Annotated in this window: 16 protein-coding genes and 3 pseudogenes; all 19 read right to left on the reverse strand. The window is 56.4% G+C overall.

Annotated elements, in window-relative coordinates; genetic code table 11:
• Window positions 1-31: 31 nt before the first annotated feature.
• Complete coding sequence (gene flhE / locus EM595_RS10605; RefSeq protein WP_067431488.1) at window positions 32-436, reverse strand: flagellar protein FlhE; 405 nt, start codon at window positions 434-436, stop codon at window positions 32-34.
• Window positions 436-2,523 (reverse strand): flagellar biosynthesis protein FlhA, encoded by a 2,088-nt coding sequence (gene flhA / locus EM595_RS10610; RefSeq protein WP_067431491.1) that lies wholly within the window; start codon window positions 2,521-2,523, stop codon window positions 436-438. The genes flhE and flhA overlap by 1 nt, the downstream gene beginning before the upstream one ends.
• Entirely contained in the window at window positions 2,516-3,667 is a 1,152-nt protein-coding gene (flhB, locus tag EM595_RS10615; RefSeq protein WP_067431494.1) for a flagellar biosynthesis protein FlhB, read from the reverse strand. Before flhB ends, flhA begins: the two co-directional genes overlap by 8 nt.
• A gap of 183 nt (window positions 3,668-3,850) precedes the next feature.
• A complete protein-coding gene (cheZ, locus tag EM595_RS10620) occupies window positions 3,851-4,495 on the reverse strand; it encodes a protein phosphatase CheZ (RefSeq protein WP_067431497.1) in 645 nt (214 codons plus the stop codon).
• Between the two features lie 9 nt (window positions 4,496-4,504).
• A complete protein-coding gene (gene cheY / locus EM595_RS10625; RefSeq protein WP_067431500.1) occupies window positions 4,505-4,894 on the reverse strand; it encodes a chemotaxis response regulator CheY in 390 nt (129 codons plus the stop codon).
• Between the two features lie 30 nt (window positions 4,895-4,924).
• A complete protein-coding gene (locus tag EM595_RS10630; protein ID WP_067431503.1) occupies window positions 4,925-5,974 on the reverse strand; it encodes a protein-glutamate methylesterase/protein-glutamine glutaminase in 1,050 nt (349 codons plus the stop codon).
• Window positions 5,974-6,846: a protein-glutamate O-methyltransferase CheR gene (gene cheR, locus EM595_RS10635; protein WP_067431505.1), complete on the reverse strand. Its 873-nt coding sequence runs from the start codon at window positions 6,844-6,846 to the stop codon at window positions 5,974-5,976. The genes EM595_RS10630 and cheR overlap by 1 nt, the downstream gene beginning before the upstream one ends.
• Window positions 6,847-7,134: 288 nt before the next feature.
• Window positions 7,135-8,811, reverse strand: a complete 1,677-nt coding sequence (locus tag EM595_RS10640) for a methyl-accepting chemotaxis protein (RefSeq protein ID WP_067431508.1) — start codon at window positions 8,809-8,811, stop codon at window positions 7,135-7,137.
• A gap of 291 nt (window positions 8,812-9,102) precedes the next feature.
• Window positions 9,103-9,144: pseudogene (locus EM595_RS21510) on the reverse strand (hypothetical protein).
• A gap of 43 nt (window positions 9,145-9,187) precedes the next feature.
• A pseudogene (locus EM595_RS10645) lies at window positions 9,188-10,627 on the reverse strand (methyl-accepting chemotaxis protein); the annotation flags it as partial.
• 188 nt (window positions 10,628-10,815) lie between these two features.
• On the reverse strand, window positions 10,816-12,474 hold the full coding sequence (locus EM595_RS10650; RefSeq protein WP_067431514.1) for a methyl-accepting chemotaxis protein: 1,659 nt from the start codon (window positions 12,472-12,474) through the stop codon (window positions 10,816-10,818).
• 247 nt (window positions 12,475-12,721) lie between these two features.
• Window positions 12,722-13,219, reverse strand: coding sequence for a chemotaxis protein CheW (cheW, locus tag EM595_RS10655; RefSeq protein WP_067431516.1), 498 nt, complete (start codon window positions 13,217-13,219; stop codon window positions 12,722-12,724).
• A gap of 23 nt (window positions 13,220-13,242) precedes the next feature.
• Window positions 13,243-15,219 (reverse strand): chemotaxis protein CheA, encoded by a 1,977-nt coding sequence (gene cheA, locus EM595_RS10660; protein WP_173645393.1) that lies wholly within the window; start codon window positions 15,217-15,219, stop codon window positions 13,243-13,245.
• A 37-nt stretch (window positions 15,220-15,256) separates the two neighbouring features.
• A complete protein-coding gene (gene motB / locus EM595_RS10665; protein ID WP_067431522.1) occupies window positions 15,257-16,198 on the reverse strand; it encodes a flagellar motor protein MotB in 942 nt (313 codons plus the stop codon).
• Between the two features lie 6 nt (window positions 16,199-16,204).
• Window positions 16,205-17,077 (reverse strand): flagellar motor stator protein MotA, encoded by an 873-nt coding sequence (motA, locus tag EM595_RS10670; RefSeq protein ID WP_067431525.1) that lies wholly within the window; start codon window positions 17,075-17,077, stop codon window positions 16,205-16,207.
• A 133-nt stretch (window positions 17,078-17,210) separates the two neighbouring features.
• On the reverse strand, window positions 17,211-17,789 hold the full coding sequence (gene flhC / locus EM595_RS10675) for a flagellar transcriptional regulator FlhC (protein ID WP_067431528.1): 579 nt from the start codon (window positions 17,787-17,789) through the stop codon (window positions 17,211-17,213).
• A complete protein-coding gene (gene flhD / locus EM595_RS10680; RefSeq protein WP_067431531.1) occupies window positions 17,786-18,142 on the reverse strand; it encodes a flagellar transcriptional regulator FlhD in 357 nt (118 codons plus the stop codon). Before flhD ends, flhC begins: the two co-directional genes overlap by 4 nt.
• A gap of 1,066 nt (window positions 18,143-19,208) precedes the next feature.
• The gene (gene otsA / locus EM595_RS10685; protein WP_067431533.1) at window positions 19,209-20,645 is read right to left on the reverse strand and encodes an alpha,alpha-trehalose-phosphate synthase; all 1,437 of its coding nucleotides are present in this window, start codon (window positions 20,643-20,645) and stop codon (window positions 19,209-19,211) included.
• Window positions 20,642-21,435 (reverse strand): annotated as a pseudogene (gene otsB / locus EM595_RS10690) (trehalose-phosphatase). The gene otsA and the pseudogene otsB overlap by 4 nt, the downstream one beginning before the upstream one ends.
• Window positions 21,436-22,076 lie beyond the last annotated feature (641 nt).

Below are 22,076 nucleotides of genomic sequence, written 5' to 3' on the forward strand. Positions count from 1 at the left end.
TCCCCGTTTCTTCTGCGGAAACGGGGAAAGGTTATTGCGCGCCGCGATAGTTGACCATCACGTCGGCGTTGAGTACCCGTAACACCCTTTTCAACTGCCCCGATCCTTCCACACCAAAAATAAAACGTAACGGCTCATCGGCGCTGACGTTGGTTAATCCACGCGTCGCGCCGCTGGCGCCTTCCAGCGGGACACAGCGCTGGCTGGAACAGAGACGCGCCTGCAATCCGGCCGGTGCCGGACCATTCAGCTCATAACGCCAGTAAACCAGCGTCATGGTGCCGTTGATTTTCTCACTGGCGGTCAGCGGTTGTGATGAGGCCTGCACACCTGCGTTGCTTAACGCCGGGCCGCGCGCCGAGGCGCTCCACGCGCCATCATTGGCCTGTGCCATCAGCGGCAGCAGCGCTAATATCGCCATCACTCTGCGTTTCATCATTTGCCTCCAATGGTCGCGGTCATGCGAATCTGACGGGTATCGCTCAGTTCCATATTGGAGAGCACCACCAGCTGCGGCAGATTGCGGCGCAGGAAGCGCGACAGCAACGCACGCAGCGGATGATTGACCAGCAGCACCGGCGGAGCGCCCAACACTTCCTGACGCTGCAACGCGGCCTGCGCTTGATCCAGCAGACGATCGGCAAGGCCCGGTTCCAGCCCGCCGCCGCCTTGCAACGCCTGCAGCAGCAGACGTTCCAGCGTTGAGTCGAGACCAATCACCTGCACTTCGCCATTTCCCGGGAACCACTGTTGGGTGATCGCCCGGCCCAGCGCCACGCGGACTACCGTAGTCAGCTCCTGCGGATCGTTCTGTACCGGCGCATGTTCTGCCAGCGTTTCGATGATGGTGCGCATATCACGCATTGAGACGCGCTCCACCAGCAGGTTCTGCAACACTTTGTGCAGCGTGGTCAGCGTGATCACGCCAGGAATCAGATCTTCGGTCAGCTTCGGCATCTCCTGACTGACGCGATCCAACAGCTGCTGCGCTTCCTGACGACCAAACAGCTCGCTGGAATACTGGCCCAGCAGATGGTTGAGGTGCGTGGCAACCACGGTACTTGCTTCAACCACGGTGTAGCCCTGAATCTGTGCCTGCTCTTTCAGCGCGCTGTCGATCCAGATCGCCGCCAGCCCAAATGCCGGATCCACCGTGGCTTCGCCCGGCAAGGTGCCGGCGGCAGTGCCGGGGTTAATCGCCATCCAGCGGCCTGGGTAAGCGTCGCCGCTGCCAATCTCCACCCCTTTCATCAGGATGCGATAGCGTGCCGGAGGCAGATCCATGTTGTCGCGGATGTGCACCACCGGTGGCAGGAAGCCCACTTCCTGCGCAAATTTCTTACGAATACTGCGGATACGGCCCAGCAGCTCACCGTTTTGTTCATGATCGACCATCGGAATCAGGCGGTAGCCCACTTCCATGCCCAGTGAATCTTCCAGCTGCACGTCGGTCCACGACGCTTCCACCGACGCTGCCGTCTCCTGGGGTTTAATGCTGATGCTCTGCGCAGGTGTTTTCGTCTGCTGCATCTGGCGACCGCGTTGCCACCAGGCGAGGCCGAGTAGACCGGCGGTGAACAGCAGGAAAACAAAGTTTGGCATACCGGGCACCAGGCCGAGTAAACCGATCACGCCGCCGCTCAGCATCATGACGCGCGGGTTAGCAAACAGCTGGGTCACCATCTGCTCGCCGACATCCTGATCGGTGCCGACGCGGGTGACGATAACACCCGCAGCGGTGGAGATTACCAGCGCAGGAATCTGTGCCACCAGGCCGTCACCGATGGTCAGCAGCGTGTAGCTTTCTGCTGCATGGCCCATGTCCATGCCGTGCTGAATCACCCCCACCAGCAGGCCGCCGACCACGTTGATGATCATGATCATGATGCCGGCGATGGCGTCGCCACGAACGAACTTACTCGCACCGTCCATCGATCCGTAGAAGTCCGCTTCCTGGGTCACGTCGGAGCGGCGTTTTTTCGCCTCTTCTTCGCCAATCAAACCGGCGTTCAGGTCGGCGTCGATCGCCATCTGCTTACCGGGCATACCATCCAGCACAAAGCGCGCGCCCACTTCAGCGATACGGCCCGCACCTTTGGTGATAACCATAAAGTTGATGATCACGAGGATGATAAACACCACGATACCGATGGCGAAGTTACCGCCGACCAGAAAGTGGCCAAACGCTTCGACCACCTGACCCGCCGCGGCACCGCCGGTATGGCCCTCCATCAGGATGATACGCGTGGAGGCGACGTTCAGCGCCAGGCGCAGCAGCGTTGAGAACAGCAGAATGGTAGGAAACGCCGCGAACTCCAGCGTTTTCTGGGTAAACATCGCCACCAACAGCACCATAATCGACAGCGCAATGTTGAAGGTAAACAGCAGATCGAGGATGAACGGCGGTAACGGCAGCACCATCATCGACAGGATAATCAGGATCAGGATGGGCCCGGCCAGTACCTGCCACTGCGTATCTTTAAAGTTGCCCGGCAGACGGAGCATCGTGGACAGATTAGACATCGTTTTTCTTCTCTCCAGCAAAATCGAGTTCTGCCGGGACCGGCAGGTTATTTGGTTTCTTCGGAATCAGGCCGCCTTCACGCTTCCAGCGTCGCACCTGCCAGACCCAGGCCAGCACTTCCGCGACCGCGCCATACAACGTGCCGGGAATATGCTGTCCAATCTCACTGTGGCGATAAAGCGCACGCGCCAGCGGGGGTGCCTCCAGAATCGGAATGCGGTGCTCCATGCCCAGCTCGCGAATACGCAGCGCAATCTCTCCGGCGCCTTTTGCCAATACCTTTGGTGCGCTCATCTTCTTCTCGTTGTAGGCCAGCGCCACGGCGTAGTGCGTTGGGTTGGTCACAATCACGTCCGCCTTCGGCACATCAGCCATCATGCGGCGACGTGACGCGGCGCGCATCTGTTGGCGAATACGCCCTTTCACGTGCGGGTCGCCATCCTGTTCTTTGTGTTCGTCGCGAATCTCCTGGCGGGTCATGCGCAACCCTTTAAAGAAGCTGTAGAGCTGCCAGAAGACGTCAAAGCCCACCATCGGAATCAGCCCAAGCAGAATCAGCAGCCCGCAGACGGCGATCATATTCAGGCCGTGACCCAGCGCGTTGAACGGTGATTCGCTGATCAAACGCAGCATCTCCGGCCAGTGGCTGCGCAGGTAAAACCAGGTGACGCAGCCGACGATTATTGACTTCAGGATGCCCTTAAACAGTTCGGCCCACGCCTGGCCGGCCACAATACGCTTCAGGCCTTTCAGCGGGTTCATTTTACCCACGTCAAACTTGAGCGATTTCCCGCTGAGCACCACGCCACCGAGCAGCATCGGCGCGGCAATCGCCACCAGCACCAGCCCGGCAAATACCGGCACCAGCGCGCCAATCGCCTGACTAATCAGGTTGGCGATGTGGCGGATGATCAGCTTGTCGTCGTTGACCATACTGTGGTCAAAATTGAGTCCCGCCCGCAGCATTGCCGCCATCTGGCGCGCCATCGATTCGCCTCCAACCCAGAGGATCATCAGGCCCACCACCAGCATCAGCAGAGAAGTCAGCTCGCGCGAACGCGGTATCTGGCCTTCCTCTCGTGCTTTATCAAGTCGGTGAGCCGTGGGGGATTCTGTTTTTTCCTCTTCGCTATCTCCGGACACGGCGATAATTCTCAGGCGGGGAATGAGTGAGGATAGAGTGCCAGAGTCGCGCAAAAGCGATGGCAAGAGTAATGAGGCGAAATTGCGGTTATTTCAGGGATGGAATAGCAAAAAGGCCAGGCCGAAGAGCATCGGCCCGGTTACATCATGGGGCGACCAGCACGGCCGCCCAAAGGTCCAACATCAGAATCCGAGGCTGTCCAGCAGGTCATCAACCTGGTCCTGGTTCGCCACAACGCCTGGCGCTGCCGCATTGACCTGTGGGCCATTCAGCAGGCTGTCGTTGTCGCGCTTCTGCCGCGCGTTCGCTTCCGGCATGTTTTCCAACAGCACCATCAGCAGCTGACGCTCGATCTCCTGAATCACATCCATCATGCGCTTGATTACCTGACCGGTAAGGTCCTGGAAATCCTGCGCCATCATGATGTCGAGCAGCTGCGAGTTCGTAAATGACGTATGAGTGGGCACCTCGCCAAGATACGCACGCGTATCTGAAACCAGTGACCGGGCATCCGTCAGCTCAATAGGGTTCTCAAACCATTCATCCCAACGGCCTTGCAGCTGTTTCGCACCGTTTTCCAGCGCATCCTGATGAGGCTGTGCCGCTTCCACGCTGTTCAGTGCACGATCGGCAGCCTGCGCCGTCATCTGCACCACGTAGTCAAGACGGTCACGCGCATCAGGAATGGCTTCCGCCGCTTCAGCAATCGCCTGGTCCAGTCCCAACTCACGCAGGCTGTCGCGCAGCATGCGTGTTAATGAACCAATGCGGCCAATGATGTCTTGTGCAGACGCCGCATCGGTCGATGGTTTCTGAAGTTCACTCATCACGACTCCTTACATACCCAGTTTTTCGAAGATCTTGCCCAGCTTCTCTTCAAGGGTTGCAGCGGTAAAAGGTTTAACAACGTAGCCACTGGCGCCTGCCTGAGCGGCAGCAATGATATTTTCTTTCTTCGCTTCCGCGGTCACCATCAGCACCGGCAGCTTGTTCAGCGCGCTGTCTGCACGAATGGTTTGCAGCAGCTCAAGCCCATCCATGTTTGGCATGTTCCAGTCGGATACCACGAAATCAAAGCCGCCTGAGCGCAGTTTGTTCAACGCGTCAACGCCATCTTCAGCTTCTTCTACGTTGTTGAAGCCCAGCTCTTTCAGCAGGTTACGCACAATACGACGCATCGTATTGAAGTCGTCCACCACCAAAAAGCGCATATTCTTGTCAGCCATATCTACTCCTGAGTTATCTGCCTGACTCTGCTAAATACGCAGAGCCTGTCCGGCGCTAATTTTTGCCAGCATGTGCTGACTGATTTGGTGTAAGTCCACCACTTCACTGGCTCCCCCGAGAGCGATCGCTTCTCGCGGCATGCCGAATACCACACAACTCGCCTCATTCTGGGCGATGGTCCAGGCGCCAGCGCGATGCATTTCCAGCATGCCCGCCGCGCCGTCGTTACCCATGCCGGTGAGGATCACACCTACGGCGTTACGCCCCGCGTGGATCGCCACCGACTTAAACAGTACGTCGACTGACGGTTTGTGCCGGTTGACCGGCGGGCCATCGTTCAGCTTCACCTGATAGTTGGCGCCGCTGCGTGCCAGCTCCATGTGCATCGCACCCGGTGCGATGTAGGCGTGGCCGGGCAGAATACGTTCGCCATCCTCCGCCTCTTTCACCGTAATCTGGCACAGCTTGTTCAGCCGCTCGGCAAACGAGCGGGTAAAACCAGGCGGCATGTGCTGCGTAATCAGCAGCGCCGGGCTGGTAGCCGGCAGCGGCTGCAACACATGACGAATCGCCTCGGTGCCGCCGGTTGAGGAGCCGATAGCAATCAGCTTCTCGCTGCTGAGCATCGGTCCCGCTTTCAGCATCACCGTCGGCCCTTTCGGCGCGGGCATCTGCAAACGGGCACGGGCCGCGGCACGCACTTTATCGGCGATCATCTGGCTATAGGCGATCATGCCTTCGCGGATGCCCAGCGCCGGTTTGGTGACAAAATCCACCGCGCCCAGCTCCAGCGCCCGCAACGTAATTTCTGAACCTTTACCGGTCAGCGAGGAGACCATCACCACCGGCATCGGCCGCAAACGCATCAGTTTTTCAAGAAAATCGAGCCCATCCATGCGCGGCATTTCAACATCAAGCGTCAGCACCTGCGGGTTGAACTGCTTAATCAGATCCCGCGCCACCAGAGGATCTGGCGCGGTTGCCACCATTTCCATGTCCGGATGACTGTTAATGATCTCGGTCATCAGCTGACGCATCAGCGCAGAGTCATCAACACACATTACGGTGATTTTGCTCATTATCTTTCCTTAGTCAGCCCGTAAACCGTCTGGCCACGCAGCCAAAATTCTTTGCTGATCTGGCTGAAGTTTTCTGAGTGTCCGGCAAACAGCAAACCACCTGGTTTCAGCATGGGAACAAAACGCCGCAGGATCTTCTCTTGTGTCTCTTTGTCGAAATAGATCATCACGTTGCGGCAAAAAATTGCATCAAACGGGCCGGGCACCGCCCACTCATTGCCCAACAGGTTGAGCTGGCTAAAGTTAACCAGATTGGTCAGCTCCGGCCGGGCGCGCACCATGCCAGCGTGCGGGCCGGTGCCGCGCAGAAAAAAGCGCTGCATCTGCGGCTGCGACAGCGTACGCAGCTCTTCCTGACGGTAAACGCCTGATATCGCCTTCTCAAGCACCTGGGTGTCGATATCACTGGCGTGCACCTGAAACTTGCCAGGTCCACCGCCCAGCGTTTCGGCCAGCGTCATGGCGATAGAATAGGGCTCCTCACCGGTTGAGGCCGCCGTGCTCCAGACGCTATAGCTGCCGCCGCGTTTTTTCGCATGCTCAGCCAGAATCGGAAAATGGTGCGCCTCACGAAAAAATGCCGTCAGGTTGGTGGTCAGCGCATTGATAAACGCCTGCCACTCGGCGCTGTTCGGATCGGACTCCAGTAGCGCCAGGTAACGACCAAAGTCGTCGATGTTCAGCGTGCGCAGGCGACGCACCAGGCGGTTGTAAACCATCTCCCGCTTGTGGTCGGCCAGTACAATGCCGGCACGCTGGTAAATCAGCTGGCTGATACGACGAAAGTGCGTATCAGACAACGGTAGCCGCTGCACCATCTGTGAGAGCAGAGTGGTGTTCTCATTCTGATCCAGTAACGTTGATTTTTTCATGTATAGCCACCCGGCAAAGTACGGATTAAAGAGATAAAAAGGGTTCAGTTTCCCCGAATGCCAGCGTAGCGTCAGACTGAAGCGCCTTTTTGCGCCGCAACCCTGACAGGCCTTAGTCATTCGCCTGTCCAACGCCGTGGTGACCGGTACCGCTTTCAGGTATCAGCGCGGCCTTCTGTCGTAATCACTACGCTGATGGCTCTGCCTGAGCGCACCATCTTAAGTGACATTGTCACGTTTTATCAGTCTGTTCTTCTGTCAGTGCCGCCCTTGCGGGCGGCCTGCGATTCAGAAGGTTTCCCAGTTGTCGTTTGCATTCGCGGCGGACTTACCGCCAGCGGCTAAAACCGGCACAGTTAAGGGATTCTTACTTTCTCTAACTTGGTTAACGGCCTGGCCGCCGAATTCTTTACGGATATTGAACGCGGAGACCGCTTGTTTTAGTCGGCTTGCCTGATCTTCGAGCGATGCGGCCGCCGCAGCGGACTCCTGTACCAGCGAGGCGTTCTGCTGCGTCACCTGATCCATCTCGGTTACCGCAATGCCAATCTGGTCGATACCGCGGCTCTGCTCGTCCGACGCCGAGGCGATTTCGCCCATGATGTCGGTGACGCGCGTTACGGCATTAACGATATCGTTCATGGTTGCACCGGCGACGCTGACCTGGTTGGAGCCGCTGTCCACCCGGCTGACCGAATCCTGAATCAGCGATTTGATCTCTTTTGCTGCCTGAGCACTGCGCTGCGCCAGGTTACGGACTTCGCCTGCCACCACCGCAAAGCCACGACCCTGCTCACCGGCGCGCGCCGCTTCCACCGCGGCGTTGAGCGCGAGGATGTTGGTCTGGAAGGCGATGCCGTCGATCACGCTGATGATGTCAGCAATCTTTTTCGAGCTGCCGGCGATTTCGTTCATGGTTTTCACCACGCCCGCCACCACGCTGCCGCCCTTCTCGGCGGTTTCTGAGGCGCTGAGCGCCAGCTGAGAGGCCTGACGAGCGTTCTCGGCGTTCTGCTTCACCGTGGCGGTGAGCTGCTCCATGCTGGCTGCAGTCTCCTCCAGCGAGGCCGCCTGCTGCTCGGTACGGGCGGAAAGATCGTTGTTACCGGCGGCAATTTCACTGGCACCGGTGTAGATCGCATCGGATCCGTCACGTACCCGGCTCACGGTAGAGATCAGCTCCTGCTGCATGTGTTGCAGCGAGGCCAGCAATTCACCGATTTCGTTACGGCTTTCAACCTCAATCTTCTGCGTCAAATCACCGGCGGCAATATGGCGAATGTGGGCAATGCTGCTTTTCAGCGGCGCGACCAGTAGCTTCTGCATACCGCTCCACACCAGCAACATTACGCTCAGCGAGACGATCAGCACCAGGGTCAGCATCCAGATGGTACGCTGCCAGGCGCTTTCATTGGTCGCCACGCCGTCTGCCATCAGCTGATTGATCACCTTCTGCCAGTTGGCATAAGAGGCACCCATGCGATCCTGAAATCCCTGGGTAGGCTGATCGATAAACGCCTGAAACTGGTTGGTGGTAAAAAACACCGTCAGCTCATCCAGCGCCTGACGATAGGCTTTGTAATCGTTCAGCAACGCCTGTACATCCGGTGCTGTGCGGCCTTCGTCGCTCAGCGTGGCGTTGAACACCGCCATCGAACGATCGGCGGTTTCCAGCTCGCTTTTCGCCAGCGTGACCAATTTAGCCACCGCGGCGACGGATTCGGCTGAGGTTGCATCCTGCAAATGTTGAATACCGGCGCGGTTCAGCGTGTTACGCGCCTGTACCAGCGAGACCCATGAGGTGCCCATTGCGCGTTGCAGGTTGCTCATCTGTTGGCTAAAAGCAAAATTATCCTTATCCGCTTTTACGGTGTGAAAAAACATGCCGCCCATGGCAAGTTGAATAACAGCGAATAACACCAGCACGCCCAGCAGGCCGGTGACGATACGAATACGCTTTAGCATAGAAACCTCTTTTATTGTTGGTTCCTGAGTTATCGACCGATTCTGTTTGGGCTTTATCGCCTGCGCAGCGATCTCAGCTGTTTATCTGTACAGCCCGCATTTTTGACATAAAAAAGGCGGAGTTTCCTCCGCCTGTAGCAGATTATCCTGCTAATCAGAAAGTTTCCCAGTTATCCGTCGGCGGTGTGCCCGCCGCGGCACGCAGCACCGGCTGTGGCACTACCCGGCTCAGCGGCTGGCTGGTGCGTCCGCTACCGCTGTTGCTGATGCGGAACACCGATACTGCCTGACTCAGGCGGCTCGCCTGCGCTTCCAGCGACGAAGCCGCCGCAGCCGATTCCTGCACCAGCGAGGCGTTCTGCTGCGTCACCCGATCCATCTCGGTCACCGCCTGGCCGACCTGATCGATGCCGCGGCTCTGCTCATCCGACGCTGAGGCAATTTCGCCCATGATGTCGGTGACGCGCGTTACCGCGCTAACGATGTCGTTCATGGTGTCACCGGCGACGCTGACCTGCGCCGATCCGCTGTCCACCCGGCTGACCGAATCCTGGATCAGCGATTTGATCTCTTTTGCCGCCTGGGCACTGCGCTGGGCCAGGCTACGCACTTCGCCTGCCACCACCGCAAAGCCACGCCCCTGCTCCCCGGCACGCGCTGCTTCCACCGCGGCGTTCAGCGCCAGAATATTGGTCTGGAAGGCGATGCCGTCGATTACGCTGATGATGTCGGCAATCTTCTTCGAGCTGCCGGCGATATCGTTCATGGTTTTCACCACGCCCGCCACCACGTTGCCGCCCTTCTCGGCGGTGGCTGAGGCGCTGAGCGCCAGCTGTGATGCCTGACGGGCATTCTCAGCGTTCTGCTTCACCGTGGCGGTGAGCTGCTCCATGCTGGCCGCGGTCTCTTCCAGCGAGGCCGCCTGCTGCTCGGTACGGGCTGAGAGATCGTTGTTACCGGCGGAGATTTCGCTGGCGCCGGTAAAGATGGCATCTGAACCGGTGCGCACGTCGCTGACCGTGCGGACCAGCTCCTGCTGCATGTGTTGCAGGCTCGACGCCAGCTGGCTCATTTCGTTACGTCCTTCCACCGCGATCGACTGGGTTAAATCGCCCGCCGCAATGGCGCGGATGTTGCCGATGATCGCATTGAGCGGCAGAATCAGCACGCTACGCAGGCCAAACCAGCTGGCCAGGATTACCGCAAACACCACAGCCAGCACCAGGCCAATCACCCACATCATCTGCACAAAGGCCGCGTGATTCTTCGCTTCGCCTTTGGCCGCCATTGATGCCTGCGCCTCACGCCATTCGGTATAGGCTTTCTGCATCTCGCCCTGCTTCTGCTCAATGTTGAGTTTCAGCATGCCCTGCAGATCGTTGGCCTGCATCAATTGCAGCATCATCTTCAGTGCTTCGTTATAGCTGCCGTAACGGCTTTCCAGCTCATCGGTAATGCGGGTATCGAAATTCGGCAGCTCCGGCAGGTTGTAATAGATCTTGTAGTGCGCCTCGGCATCCGCCAGCAGCTGCTGCGTTTTGGCAATAACGCTGTCAAGATTACCGCCGTTCATGTTTTCCACCGCGCTGCTCTGCATACGTAGCATGCCGCGGTTAAGCTGAATGCGCGTCTGGTTCAGCGCAATCCACGCATCGGTCATTGAGGTGACGTTTTCCGTCGCCAGCTGTGAAACGGCAAAGCTCGCTTTGTCATTTTCCAGCGCCCGGAAACTGAGCCAGCTGGAGGAGAGCTGGATAATACCGAACAGGCAGAGCACCGCGACCAGGCTGGTCACGACTTTGATTCTTTTAAACATGGTTATCCCTGAATTTGGAAAAAAACTAACGAGGGCGTTATCGGCGCGAACGCCATAGCGATTAGGTATTTTGTGCGCTGCCTGGATCCGTATTACCGGCGCGTGGGTCAGTCCGACCCGGCGTGTTTTACGCGGCGCCCCTTGAGAAGGCACGCGTCAGGGCGACGTCAGACGCCGCCCTGGGTGTTTTAGAAGGTTTCCCAGTTGCTGTCACCAGCTGGCGCGCTGGCCGCTGCACGCAGCACCGGCTGCGGTGCCACACGGCTGGTCGGCTGGCTGGCGCGCACGCTGCCGCTGATGCGGAACACCGATACCGCCTGGCTGAGACGACTCGCCTGCTCTTCCAGCGAGGCCGCCGCCGCCGCTGACTCTTCCACCAGCGAGGCGTTCTGCTGCGTCACGCGATCCATCTCGGTTACCGCCTGGCCAACCTGATCGATACCGCGACTCTGCTCGTCCGACGCCGAGGCAATTTCACCCATGATGTCGGTAACGCGGGTTACCGCATTGACGATGTCGTTCATGGTGGCACCGGCGACGCTGACCTGGTTGGAACCGCTGTCGACGCGGCTGACCGAATCCTGAATCAATGATTTGATCTCTTTCGCCGCCTGGGCGCTGCGCTGCGCCAGGTTACGGACTTCACCCGCCACCACCGCAAAGCCTCGGCCCTGCTCACCGGCACGCGCCGCTTCCACCGCGGCGTTGAGCGCGAGGATGTTGGTCTGGAAGGCGATGCCGTCGATCACGCTGATGATGTCAGCAATTTTCTTCGAGCTGCCGGCGATTTCGTTCATGGTTTTCACCACGCCCGCGACCACCGTCCCGCCCTTCTCGGCGGTTTCCGAGGCGCTGAGCGCCAGCTGTGATGCCTGACGAGCGTTCTCGGCGTTCTGCTTCACCGTGGCGGTAAGCTGCTCCATGCTGGCTGCAGTTTCCTCCAGCGAGGCCGCCTGCTGCTCGGTACGCGCGGAAAGATCGTTGTTACCGGCGGAAATTTCGCTGGCGCCGGTAAAGATGGCGTCTGAGCCGGTACGCACGTCACTGACCGTACGGACCAGCTCCTGCTGCATGTGCTGCAGGCTGGATGCCAGCTGGCTCATTTCGTTCCGCCCTTCCACCGCGATCGGCTGGGTCAGGTCGCCCGCGGCGATGGCACGGATATTGCCGATGATTGCGTTCAGCGGCTGGATCAGCACGCTGCGCAGGCCAAACCAGCTGGCCAGAATCACCGCCAGCACCACCGCCATCACCAGACCAATTACCCACATCATCTGGGTAAAGGCTGCATGGTTTTTCGCTTCGCCTTCGGCTGAAATCACCGCCTGCGCTTCACGCCATTCGGTATAGGCAGCCTGCATCTCGCCCTGCTTCTGCTCAATGTTGAGCTTGAACATACCCTGCAGATCGTTGGCCTGCATCTGCTTCAGCATCGCTTTCAGCGCATCATCGTAGGTGGCATAGCTGGCTTCCAGCTTGTCGCGGACGCGGACATCAAAACCCGGCGTGGCGGGCAGGTTGTAGTAAACCGTGTAGTGCTTCTGCGCTTCGTCCAGCAGCTGCTGAGTCTGCGCAATAATACCGTCCAGCTGGCCGCCGTTAATCTTCGACGCCATATCGCTCTGCATGCGCAGCATGCCGCGGTTGAGCTGGATGCGCGTCTGGTTCAGCGCAATCCACGCGTCGGTCATTGAGGTCACGTTATCGGTGGCTATCTGTGAGACGGCGAAGCTGTTTTTATCGTTTTGCAGCGCCTGAACGCTCAGCCAGCCAGAGAACAGCTGAATAATGCCAAACAGGCACAGTACCGCGACCAGGCTGGTCACGACTTTAATTCGCTTAAACATGTTTACCCTTGGTGATTAATAGAAAACGGGAAATAGTAAAAAGACAACAACAGGCAGGTTATCGGCGAACGGCGGCGGGAGTTTAGAGAGCAACAGTCAGAAATGGCGAAAAAACGGGCAATTAACGCAATAAAACAGCAGCACGCGGCGGTGTAGCTGAATCGTGACAGGCGTCAGCGAGGCAGCGCGGATTGACGAAAAAAAAACAGCCCGGGCGATCGGTATCGCCGCGGGCTGTCAGGCAGGATTATGCGCTACGCAGTGTATCCACTAGCGCCATCTCGTCGCTGTTGAGCAGCTTCTCGATGTCGACCAGAATCAGCATACGCTCGCCGAGCGCACCGAGGCCGGTCATGTATTCGGTTGACATGGTCACCGCGAATTCCGGCGCCGGGCGGATCTGATCCTGGGTCAGCGACAGCACGTCAGAGACGCCATCAACCACGATACCCACCACGCGCTGTACCAGATTCAGGACGATCACCACGGTGTTGTCGTTGTACTCGACATCGGGCTGGTCGAACTTCAGACGCAGGTCGATGATCGGCACGATAACGCCGCGCAGGTTGGTCACGCCTTTGATAAACGACGGGGTGTTGGCGATACGCGTTACCTGATCGTAACCGCGAATCTCCTGCACTTTCAGGATGTCGATGCCGTACTCTTCATCACCTAAGGTGAATACCAGAAACTCCTGGCCTACGGTTTCGCCAGCCAGTTTCGTAACGGTTGCCATTCCACTCATTTTTTTACCCTTTTTGGTTTCGGTTACGCTGCGGCGCCGGCCACACGCTTCTCACGGTTCAAAGTTTGCAGTGCGGAGACATCAACAATCAGCGCAACACTGCCATCGCCAAGGATGGTGCCAGCGGAAATGCCCGGCACCTTGCGGTAGTTACTTTCGAGGTTTTTCACCACCACCTGATGCTGACCAATTAACTGGTCTACCAACAACGCATAGCGCTTGCCGGCGCTTTGCAGGATCACCACGATGCCCTGCGTCGCTTCGGTTTTCGCATTCTTCACGTCGAAGACGTTCCACAGCTCAACCAGCGGCAGATATTCGCCACGCACTTCCAGCACGCGCTCGCCACCGGCCAGCGGTTTCAGGTCGTCCGCCAGCGGCTGCAACGATTCCATTACGGCGTTCAGCGGCAGAATAAACACCTCATTCGCCACGCGCACCGACATGCCATCAAGGATAGCGAGCGTCAGCGGCAGCAGAATGCGAATGGTGGTGCCTTTGCCCTGCTTCGAGGAGATTTCGACGTGGCCGCCCATCTCCTGAATATTACGTTTCACCACGTCCATGCCGACGCCGCGTCCGGAGACGTCGGTGACCTGCTCAGCGGTGGAGAAGCCTGGGGCGAAGATCAGCATGCCAACGTCTTCGTCGCTCATGTTCTCGCTGACCGGCAGACCGGAAGAGAGCGCCTTGGCGAGAATACGTTCACGGTTCAGACCGGCACCGTCGTCAATCACTTCGATACAGATGTTGCCGCCCTGATGTTCCGCTGAAAGCGTCAGGTTGCCTACGGCATCTTTGCCGTTTTCCAGGCGTTTTTCCGGCGATTCAATCCCGTGGTCGAGGCTGTTACGCACCAGGTGCGTTAACGGATCGATAATGCGTTCAATCAGGCTCTTATCGAGTTCGGTTGAACTGCCCATCAGGGTCAGTTCCACTTCTTTGCCCAGTTTGCTGGCCAGATCGCGCACCAGACGCGGGAAGCGACTGAAGACATATTCCATCGGCATCATACGAATCGACATCACCGATTCCTGCAGATCGCGGGCGTTACGCTCAAGCTGACCCATGCTGTTCAGCAGGTCGCCGTGCGCCACCGGATCCAACTCGCCGGAACGCTGTGCCAGCATCGACTGGGTAATCACCAGCTCGCCGACCAGGTTGATCAGCTGATCCACTTTCTCTACCGCCACGCGAATACTGCTTGATTCGCTGGTTTTCGCCGGTGCAGCAGCGCGTTTCGCTTCGCGTTTGGCCGGAGGTGCAATCTCGGTGACGCTGGCCAGCGCAGGCGCGGGCTCGGCCTCTGGCGCGGCAGCAGCCGGTGCAGCTTCAGCGGCCGGCGCTGAGGCATCCGGGAAATGAATCTGCGACTCTTCGATCACGAAGCAGAGCACCGCCACGATGTCATCTTTACCGACGGAATCGATGTTAGCTTCCAGGGTGTTTTCCCCTTCCACCACGTTGCTCAGCGTGCCGAGGTTACCCAGCTCTTCGCGCATCAGCTTCACTTCGCCGCTTTTCAGCTCGGTGAGTTTCACGCGCAGGCCGCTGTTGGCAACCGCTGCGGCGGCCGTTGTCGGCGCGGCAGCAGCAGGTGCTACCGCTTCGCCTTTGGCTTCCAGCGCCAGCTGACGTAAAGCTTCACAGATGTACTTGAAGCTTTCCTCGTTCGGTTCCTGCCCGGTTTTATAGGCATCGAGCTGTTCCTGCATAATATCTTTGGTTTCCAAAAACAGGTTGATGATGTCGGTGCTGAGCTGCATTTCGCCGCGACGAGCACCATCCAGAATGTTTTCCAGAATGTGGGTAGTTTCCTGTAGTACACGGAAACCAAATGTTCCTGCACCGCCTTTAATGGAGTGGGCGGCACGGAAAATGGCATTGAGCTGCTCGGAGTCCGGCTCCTGCGGGTCGAGACCCAACAGGTGCTGCTCCATATCGGCCAGCAGCTCGTCTGCCTCGTCAAAAAACGTCTGGTAAAAATCGCTGATGTCCATACTCACGGGATCACCTCTGCTGTGAGGAGCGGTCTTGTTATTGCGTCGCGTTGGCAGGTGCCGCTACGGGAGCAGGCGCTGCTGGCGCAGTAATTTGTTCAATGCTGGCGACGTCATTGACCGCCATCGCATCACTTTCGGTATTCTCTTTTTCAATCGCGGCCTCAGTGTCATGGTTCAACACCAGCAGGCTCATACGCCGGTTCACGGCATCATCCCCGCCGCGATTTTTCAGTTTCATGGTGTCGGACATGCCCACCACGCGCAGCATCTTGTCAGAAGCCAGGCCACCGATAACCAGTTCCCGCCGCGAGGCGTTGGCACGATCGGTAGAAAGCTCCCAGTTGCTGTAACCACGCTGTCCGTTGGCATACTGAATGTCATCGGTATGGCCAGCGATACTGATTTTGTTCGGTATATCATTCAAAATCGGTGCAATGGCCCGCAGGATATCGCGCATATAAGGTTCCACATCCGCGCTGCCGGTTTTAAACATCGGCCGATTCTGGCTATCAATAATCTGAATACGCAGCCCCTGCTCCACCATGTTGATGATCAGGTGCGGACGGAGCGCCTTCAGTCGCGGATCCGCTTCGATCAGCTGATCGAGTTTTTCCCGTAACCGGTTAAGGCGAATATCGTCCAGCTTGCGTTTTTGCGCCTCCATATCAATCTTCGGCTGCTTGTTCACTTCACCCTGCTTTTGCGTGGGATCGTCACCGCCGCCTGGAATGGGGCTGGAGCTGTCACTGCTGCGCTGGCCACCGGTTACCGCCACTTTCAGCGGCGTCTTAAAGTAATCGGCAATTTGCACCAATTGCTGAGGGTTAGAGATCGAAATTAGCCACATCACCAAAAAGAAAGCCATCATGGCGGTCATAAAGTCGGCGTAAGCGATTTTCCATGAGCCGTGACTGCCCTCATGCTTTTTATGTTTGCGCCGTTTGACCAGCACGATCGGGTGATTATCGTGTTTCATCAGCAGTTATTCCGTTTTAGCCGGTGACTTGGCATTACGTACGTGTTCTTCCAGTTCAGTGAACGACGGGCGTTCGGTGGAATAGAGCGTTTTACGGCCAAATTCCACGGCGATCTGCGGCGCATAGCCGTTCAGGCTCGACAGCAGCGTCACCTTGATGCATTGCATCATCTTGGTGGTTTCCGCACATTTCTGCCGCAGCACGTTAGCCAGTGGCGAAATAAAGCCGTACGCCAGCAGGATGCCGAGGAAAGTTCCCACCATGGCGTGTGCAATCAGCGCGCCCAGCTCAGCGGCCGGACGGTCTGCTGACGCCAGCGCGTGCACCACGCCCATTACCGCCGCTACGATACCGAACGCCGGCAGGCCGTCGCCGATTTGCGCAATACTCTGCGCCGGGACGTCACACTCGTGTTCGTAGGTTTCGATCTCTTCGTCCATCAACGCTTCGATTTCAAAGGCGTTCATGTTGCCGCTGACCATCAGGCGCAAATAGTCGTTGATGAAATCCACCAGCCGGTTATCGGCCAAAATGCGCGGGTAATTAGCGAAAATTTCGCTCTCTTTTGGATTGTCGATATCGCTTTCTAGTGACAGCATGCCCTGCTGACGCGATTTAGCCATCAGCCGGTAAAGCAACGCCATCAGGTCCATATACACGGCTTTGTTGTATTTCGAACCGCGGAACAGCAGCGGTAACGCTTTGCCCGTGGCTTTGATCGCCTTGCCGTTGTTGCCAACCAGGAAAGCACCCAATCCGGCGCCGCCGATAATGATCAGCTCCGAAGGTTGATAGAGCGCGCCAAGATGGCCACCGACCATCATGTATCCGCCCAGTACTGAGCCCAGTACCACGATGTAGCCCAAGATAACCAGCACAATAAATCCTTACGTCTGTAACGTGTTGGTGGAAGTTAAGCCAGAGAGCCGAAGGTGTCGTTTCTGAACGCGGAGCAAAAAAAAAGCAGCGGTCAAAAACCGCTGCTGGATGCATCTCACGTAGCGAACAAACTTAAACGGCGTGTTTAACCTGTTCATCCAGCAGTTGTGAAATGTTATCGGCAGATTCTACCGAAAGTTTACGCCTTTTTACCGCACGAGATGGCGGCTGGCACAGGCTGCAGCAGAAGCTACCGACCGGCTGATGCGCATGATTAATAAAGCTTCCATGGCATGATTTACAGTCAGATAACTCCAGCATGCCGCTTTCAACGAATCGCACCAGGGTCCATGCACGCGTCAGCGCCAACAGGGGGCCCTCGTCCGATTGCGGACACTGTTCAAGGTAAAGACGGTAGGCTTTAATCACCGCATCCACGCCGCTGCACAGGCCGCTTTTCAGCAGGAACTGCCAGGCGTTACTGAAGATTGACGCGTGAATATTCTGTTCCCAGGTCATAAACCAGTCGGTAGAGAAAGGCAGCATGCCTTTTGGCGGTGGGCTGCCACGCAGTTCTTTATACAGCTTGATCAAACGACCACGGCTGAGCTGCGTTTCGCTCTCTAACATCTGGAGGCGTGCGCCTAAGGTAATAAGCTCCATCGCCAGCTGAATATCACGGGCTTCCTGAACGATACTTTTGTCGCTCATAATGCTGCCCTTTTCTTTGGTAACTCAGTGACTTTTGCTGATGCTTCACGCAGCAAACGGCTGGAGAGCAGGATGCCGGTATGGATCTGCTGTAAGTCATCCACGCGCGATTCTTGCGTCAGGCGGTTGATCAGGTTGTGATCGTTAAAGCGGAACTGACACACCAGCTGATTGGTTTCAGCTAATTTCACCATATCTGGAAGGGTCAGTTTTGCCAACGTGTCAGCCATGGCTTCATCAATACCCAGGCGAAACATTGCGGACGCTTTTTCCTGATTAATTAAACGTTGCGCTAACAGTAAATAAGACAAGTTGATGTCGTAAATATGCTTGAGTAATTCAGATGTACCCATTTTGTTTTCCATCCTGACTGACACGACTTTTAACGTTCGCGGCACTATCCCGCGCTTGAGTTTGTTGGTTGGTAAATCTAAAGATGGCAAAACGTTATTAGGTATAGAACCAAACATGCACTGTTATCTGTTCGCATCCCAGAGGGGTGCTGATGCAGTAATTAGTCATAACTCCAGGCCAATCTTTCTTTGAATCCTCGTCCTCTTCCGTGACGTTCGCTTACATCTTTTTAAGACTATTCCTAAAAACAACGCAACTCTAGCTGCTCTAATTTCTACATACAACGAATATTTTGCGAAATTTTAGATAAAGTGTGATCTCCATCACACTTTTAAGGCAAATTCTTTACCTGAACCATCAGCATAGCTTTTGAATAGGTCGATTTTTGACCTATTTTGGGTTTTTCTTTACAAAACTGGACACAACTACGCATTTCTGAATAGAAATGATTAGCTTTTAGACTCTCAGGATCGATACGTTGTCAAATCGCGGCTAGCGCCCTATTAAACGCTGGTTTTTTAATTTTATGCAGCGTTATTCACTGTTATGCCTGGGAATTTACCCCCTATAAATTAGTGACTTAGCGTTACAGTTCCCCTTATGGATAGCTGTACAAGGCAATAAAAGCGGCTTTTTGCGATCGGCAGAGATAAGCGGGTGTTAACAGAGTGAGGGTTATGTCAGCGGGGAAGAACCAGATGTAACAATGAGTTACATTAACAGCATAAATGTATTTCAGAAAAGCGCAGTCTGAGTGCAGTAAACATCGGCCGCAAAATGGCAAACTTTAGTGCTTTCCTTAAATTTGTCATCCGGCGCTCATCTTTTTTTATCGACCTTCAGGCCTGACGGTAAAAAGCATTACCGCTGTTGATGCACGGCGAAAAATTCAAGACCAATCAAAGGTAAAGTCCTGATAACCTGACTGCCAGCCCGCGAAATCAGCACGCATAATTACTGACTAAGATAATTCTTAGAGTCCGTCAGCATAAAATGCTCTTTGCTTACCCGGGCGACAGACATAAAAAAAGGACGCCGAAGCGTCCTTGTTTATTTCAGGGTGAGTCAGGCCAGCCTGGGCAAGCTGGTGACCTTGTTATCATCCTGCGTCGCATCATGACGCGCGTCGATCGCACGCAGATCTTTCAGGAAGCTTTCACGCCATGCGCTGATGTCATTTTTGCGCAGCACCGCCATCATGTCGTTGTAACGCGAAATGCGTTCGGTGCGCGGCATGGTCAACGCTGTGTTCAGCGCGGCGGCCACTTCATCGCGATCGTAAGGGTTAACGATCAGCGCCGAGGTCAGCTCGTTCGCCGCACCGGCAAAGCGCGACAGTACCAGCACACCCGGATCGTCCGGGTCCTGCGCCGCCACATACTCTTTCGCCACCAGGTTCATGCCGTCACGTAACGGCGTCACCAGACCCACATCGGTCAGGCGGAAGATTTTCATCAGCAGACGACGATCGAAGTGCTGGTTGAGATAATAGAGCGGGGTCCAGCCCAGCGTGCCGTACTTACCGTTAATACGCCCCGCTTCCGTCTCCAGCTGATGACGAATGTCCTGATAGGCCTGCACATCGCCACGCGACGTAGGAGCAATCTGCGAATAGCGGATTTTGCCACGGTGTTCCGGGAAGTTTTCCAGCAGCGCTTCATACGCCAGGAAACGTTCCGGCAAGCCTTTGGAATAATCGAGACGCTCACAGGCAATAATGTTTTTCGCATCGCCCAGCTCGCGCTTCATCGCGGCCATTTTTGGCGGCAGCGGGCCTTCAGCCATCTCTTTGATGCTGTCCGGCTCAATGCCAATCGGATAAACCTCGGTCGCGAAGGTGTGGCCAAACGCGTGATGCAGCTTATCGCCCGTGCTTTCCAGCTCAGTCAGCTGGGTCAGGCAATCAATGAACGCCACGCGATCGTTTTCGGTCTGGAAGCCCAGCAGATCATAGTCACACAGCATTTCCAGCAGCTCTTCGTGCGGCGGCAGCGCGTTGAAAATCTCTGGCGTCGGGAAAGGAATGTGCAGGAAGAAGCCGATGCGGTTAGTAATGCCCAGCTTGCGCAGCGCGGCAGCAAACGGCAGCAGATGGTAATCGTGGATCCACAGAATATCGTCCGGCTGAATCAGCGGCTGCAGGCGGCGAGCCAGCTTTTCATTGACGTCACAGTAACCTTCCCAGGCTTCGCGCTGGAACTGCACCAGATCGAGACGGTAATGGAAGGCGGGCCAGACTACCGTGTTGGAGAACTGGCAGTAGTAAAGATCGTATTCGTTCTGATCAAGAGGGAAAGAGGCATAGGTGATGCCATCGTGCTCGACGATGCCCAGCTCTTCATCTTCCTCTTCTGTGACGGCGCTGATTTCGCCATCCCAGCCAAACCACAATCCACCGGTAGTTTTTAACGCATCAAGTATGCCGACTGCGAGGCCACCGGCGCTCGCTTTTGAACCATCCGGGATAGCGATGCGGTTAGATACGACCACTAAACGACTCATAACCTTAACTCCTTACCGACGTTGTCTTGTCTTGCTCTAATTGTAATGTGATCTGCTCCAGCCAGGCGTAAACCTCGCTAACGCCTTTAAGGCGATAACCGGCCTGGCTGGCGCCTTCGCCGACCTTCACTGAAATTCCGTTCAACGCGTTGACGGCGAGGAATCCTTTCTCATCAGTTAAGTCGTCACCAATAAATATCGGGATGCGTCCGATAAAAGGCGCTTCCTGCATAAATGCGCCGATCGCCGCGCCCTTGTCGATGCCCAGCGGTTTAATTTCCACCACGCATTTGCCTGGCTGCAACGCCAGCGCCGGATACTGCTCCACCACCGACTGAGCCAGCGCGAGGATCGGCTGCTCATATTGCATCGCCTGGCGATAATGCAGTGCAAAAGCCATGCCTTTGCTCTCCAGCTGCGTGCCCGGCCAGCCGTTGATTTTCTCGGTCAGCATGGCGCGCAGAGTTTGCTCAACCTCAGCCGGCAATGTGGTGCGATGCATCTCGCCGCTGGCATCGCGGCGCTCTGCGCCGTGCACACCCGCCATCGGCGGCAGTAACGGTGCAGCCAGCTGCTCCAGCTCATGCACCGGACGGCCGGAAACCAGCGCCATGGCACCCTGCGTTAAGGTGGCGATCTGCTGCAAAGAGGCGATAACGGAATCGGGAATGAAAACATCTTCGGGACGAGGCTGAATAGCGGCTAACGTACCATCAACATCAAAAAAGAAGGCGTAACGTCCGCCGCTTAATGCGGGTAATGGTGCGTGTTCAATCAGTACGCTGGTCACTCCTTTCCTCCTGGTCGCGTGTGATGACAGGCATCATTCACGTCATTAAATTACTTGCTGCCAGCAGAAAGGGTAAAACCGTTGAAGTCAGACGTTTCTGACATAGAGTCGGTGAGGTGAAACGCGATGGTGTTAAGACGTTCTGTTTTCTCCTGAAAACCGGTTCAACACGTGTACTCGCAACTGCCTTTCTGCGGACATGAACAGCATTCAGTATAGCCACTCTTCGGGGGGTTGCCAGACGAAGCGGCAGCGCCACGCTGGTACTGACGCGGCCAGGCAGCTTTTTTCTCAAAAAATTGTTCTGCATCCCTGAACACTGGAAATCCTTACAGCACGGCCTCTTCCGACCGGTTTTTCTGTTTCTTCCTGTTAATAAACAAGCAGAAACCGCGCAAAATAGCGGCAACGCGTCAGCCGCCAGCAGCATGATATTCAGAAACATCCGAGCAGACACAGCGCATCATCAGGGGGATTTGCTTAATAACCAGACGATAACCGCCGGTCAATGCCGACACGCTGCTGATTATGCTAGCCAGCTTAGGGAACGATGGCTACTCCGCTGAGGTATGTGATTCAGGCGAAAGAGAGTGCAGGTAAAATAAAGCGGCTTGTTAGCCAGTCTCCTGGTGCACTCTGAT

The organism is Duffyella gerundensis, assembly GCF_001517405.1.
Taxonomy (GTDB): domain Bacteria; phylum Pseudomonadota; class Gammaproteobacteria; order Enterobacterales; family Enterobacteriaceae; genus Duffyella; species Duffyella gerundensis.

Bases quoted from the DNA above. Each gene is read 5' to 3' on its own strand.
- otsA (WP_067431533.1), bottom strand. From the start codon at position 20,645: ATGAGTCGTTTAGTGGTCGTATCTAACCGCATCGCTATCCCGGATGGT.
- cheY (WP_067431500.1), bottom strand. From the start codon at position 4,894: ATGGCTGACAAGAATATGCGCTTTTTGGTGGTGGACGACTTCAATACG.
- cheA (WP_173645393.1), bottom strand. From the start codon at position 15,219: ATGGACATCAGCGATTTTTACCAGACGTTTTTTGACGAGGCAGACGAG.
- EM595_RS10630 (WP_067431503.1), bottom strand. From the start codon at position 5,974: ATGAGCAAAATCACCGTAATGTGTGTTGATGACTCTGCGCTGATGCGT.
- flhC (WP_067431528.1), bottom strand. From the start codon at position 17,789: ATGAGCGACAAAAGTATCGTTCAGGAAGCCCGTGATATTCAGCTGGCG.
- cheW (WP_067431516.1), bottom strand. From the start codon at position 13,219: ATGAGTGGAATGGCAACCGTTACGAAACTGGCTGGCGAAACCGTAGGC.
- EM595_RS10640 (WP_067431508.1), bottom strand. From the start codon at position 8,811: ATGCTAAAGCGTATTCGTATCGTCACCGGCCTGCTGGGCGTGCTGGTG.
- flhE (WP_067431488.1), bottom strand. From the start codon at position 436: ATGAAACGCAGAGTGATGGCGATATTAGCGCTGCTGCCGCTGATGGCA.
- motB (WP_067431522.1), bottom strand. From the start codon at position 16,198: ATGAAACACGATAATCACCCGATCGTGCTGGTCAAACGGCGCAAACAT.
- cheZ (WP_067431497.1), bottom strand. From the start codon at position 4,495: ATGAGTGAACTTCAGAAACCATCGACCGATGCGGCGTCTGCACAAGAC.
- flhA (WP_067431491.1), bottom strand. From the start codon at position 2,523: ATGTCTAATCTGTCCACGATGCTCCGTCTGCCGGGCAACTTTAAAGAT.
- cheR (WP_067431505.1), bottom strand. From the start codon at position 6,846: ATGAAAAAATCAACGTTACTGGATCAGAATGAGAACACCACTCTGCTC.
- flhD (WP_067431531.1), bottom strand. From the start codon at position 18,142: ATGGGTACATCTGAATTACTCAAGCATATTTACGACATCAACTTGTCT.
- EM595_RS10650 (WP_067431514.1), bottom strand. From the start codon at position 12,474: ATGTTTAAGCGAATTAAAGTCGTGACCAGCCTGGTCGCGGTACTGTGC.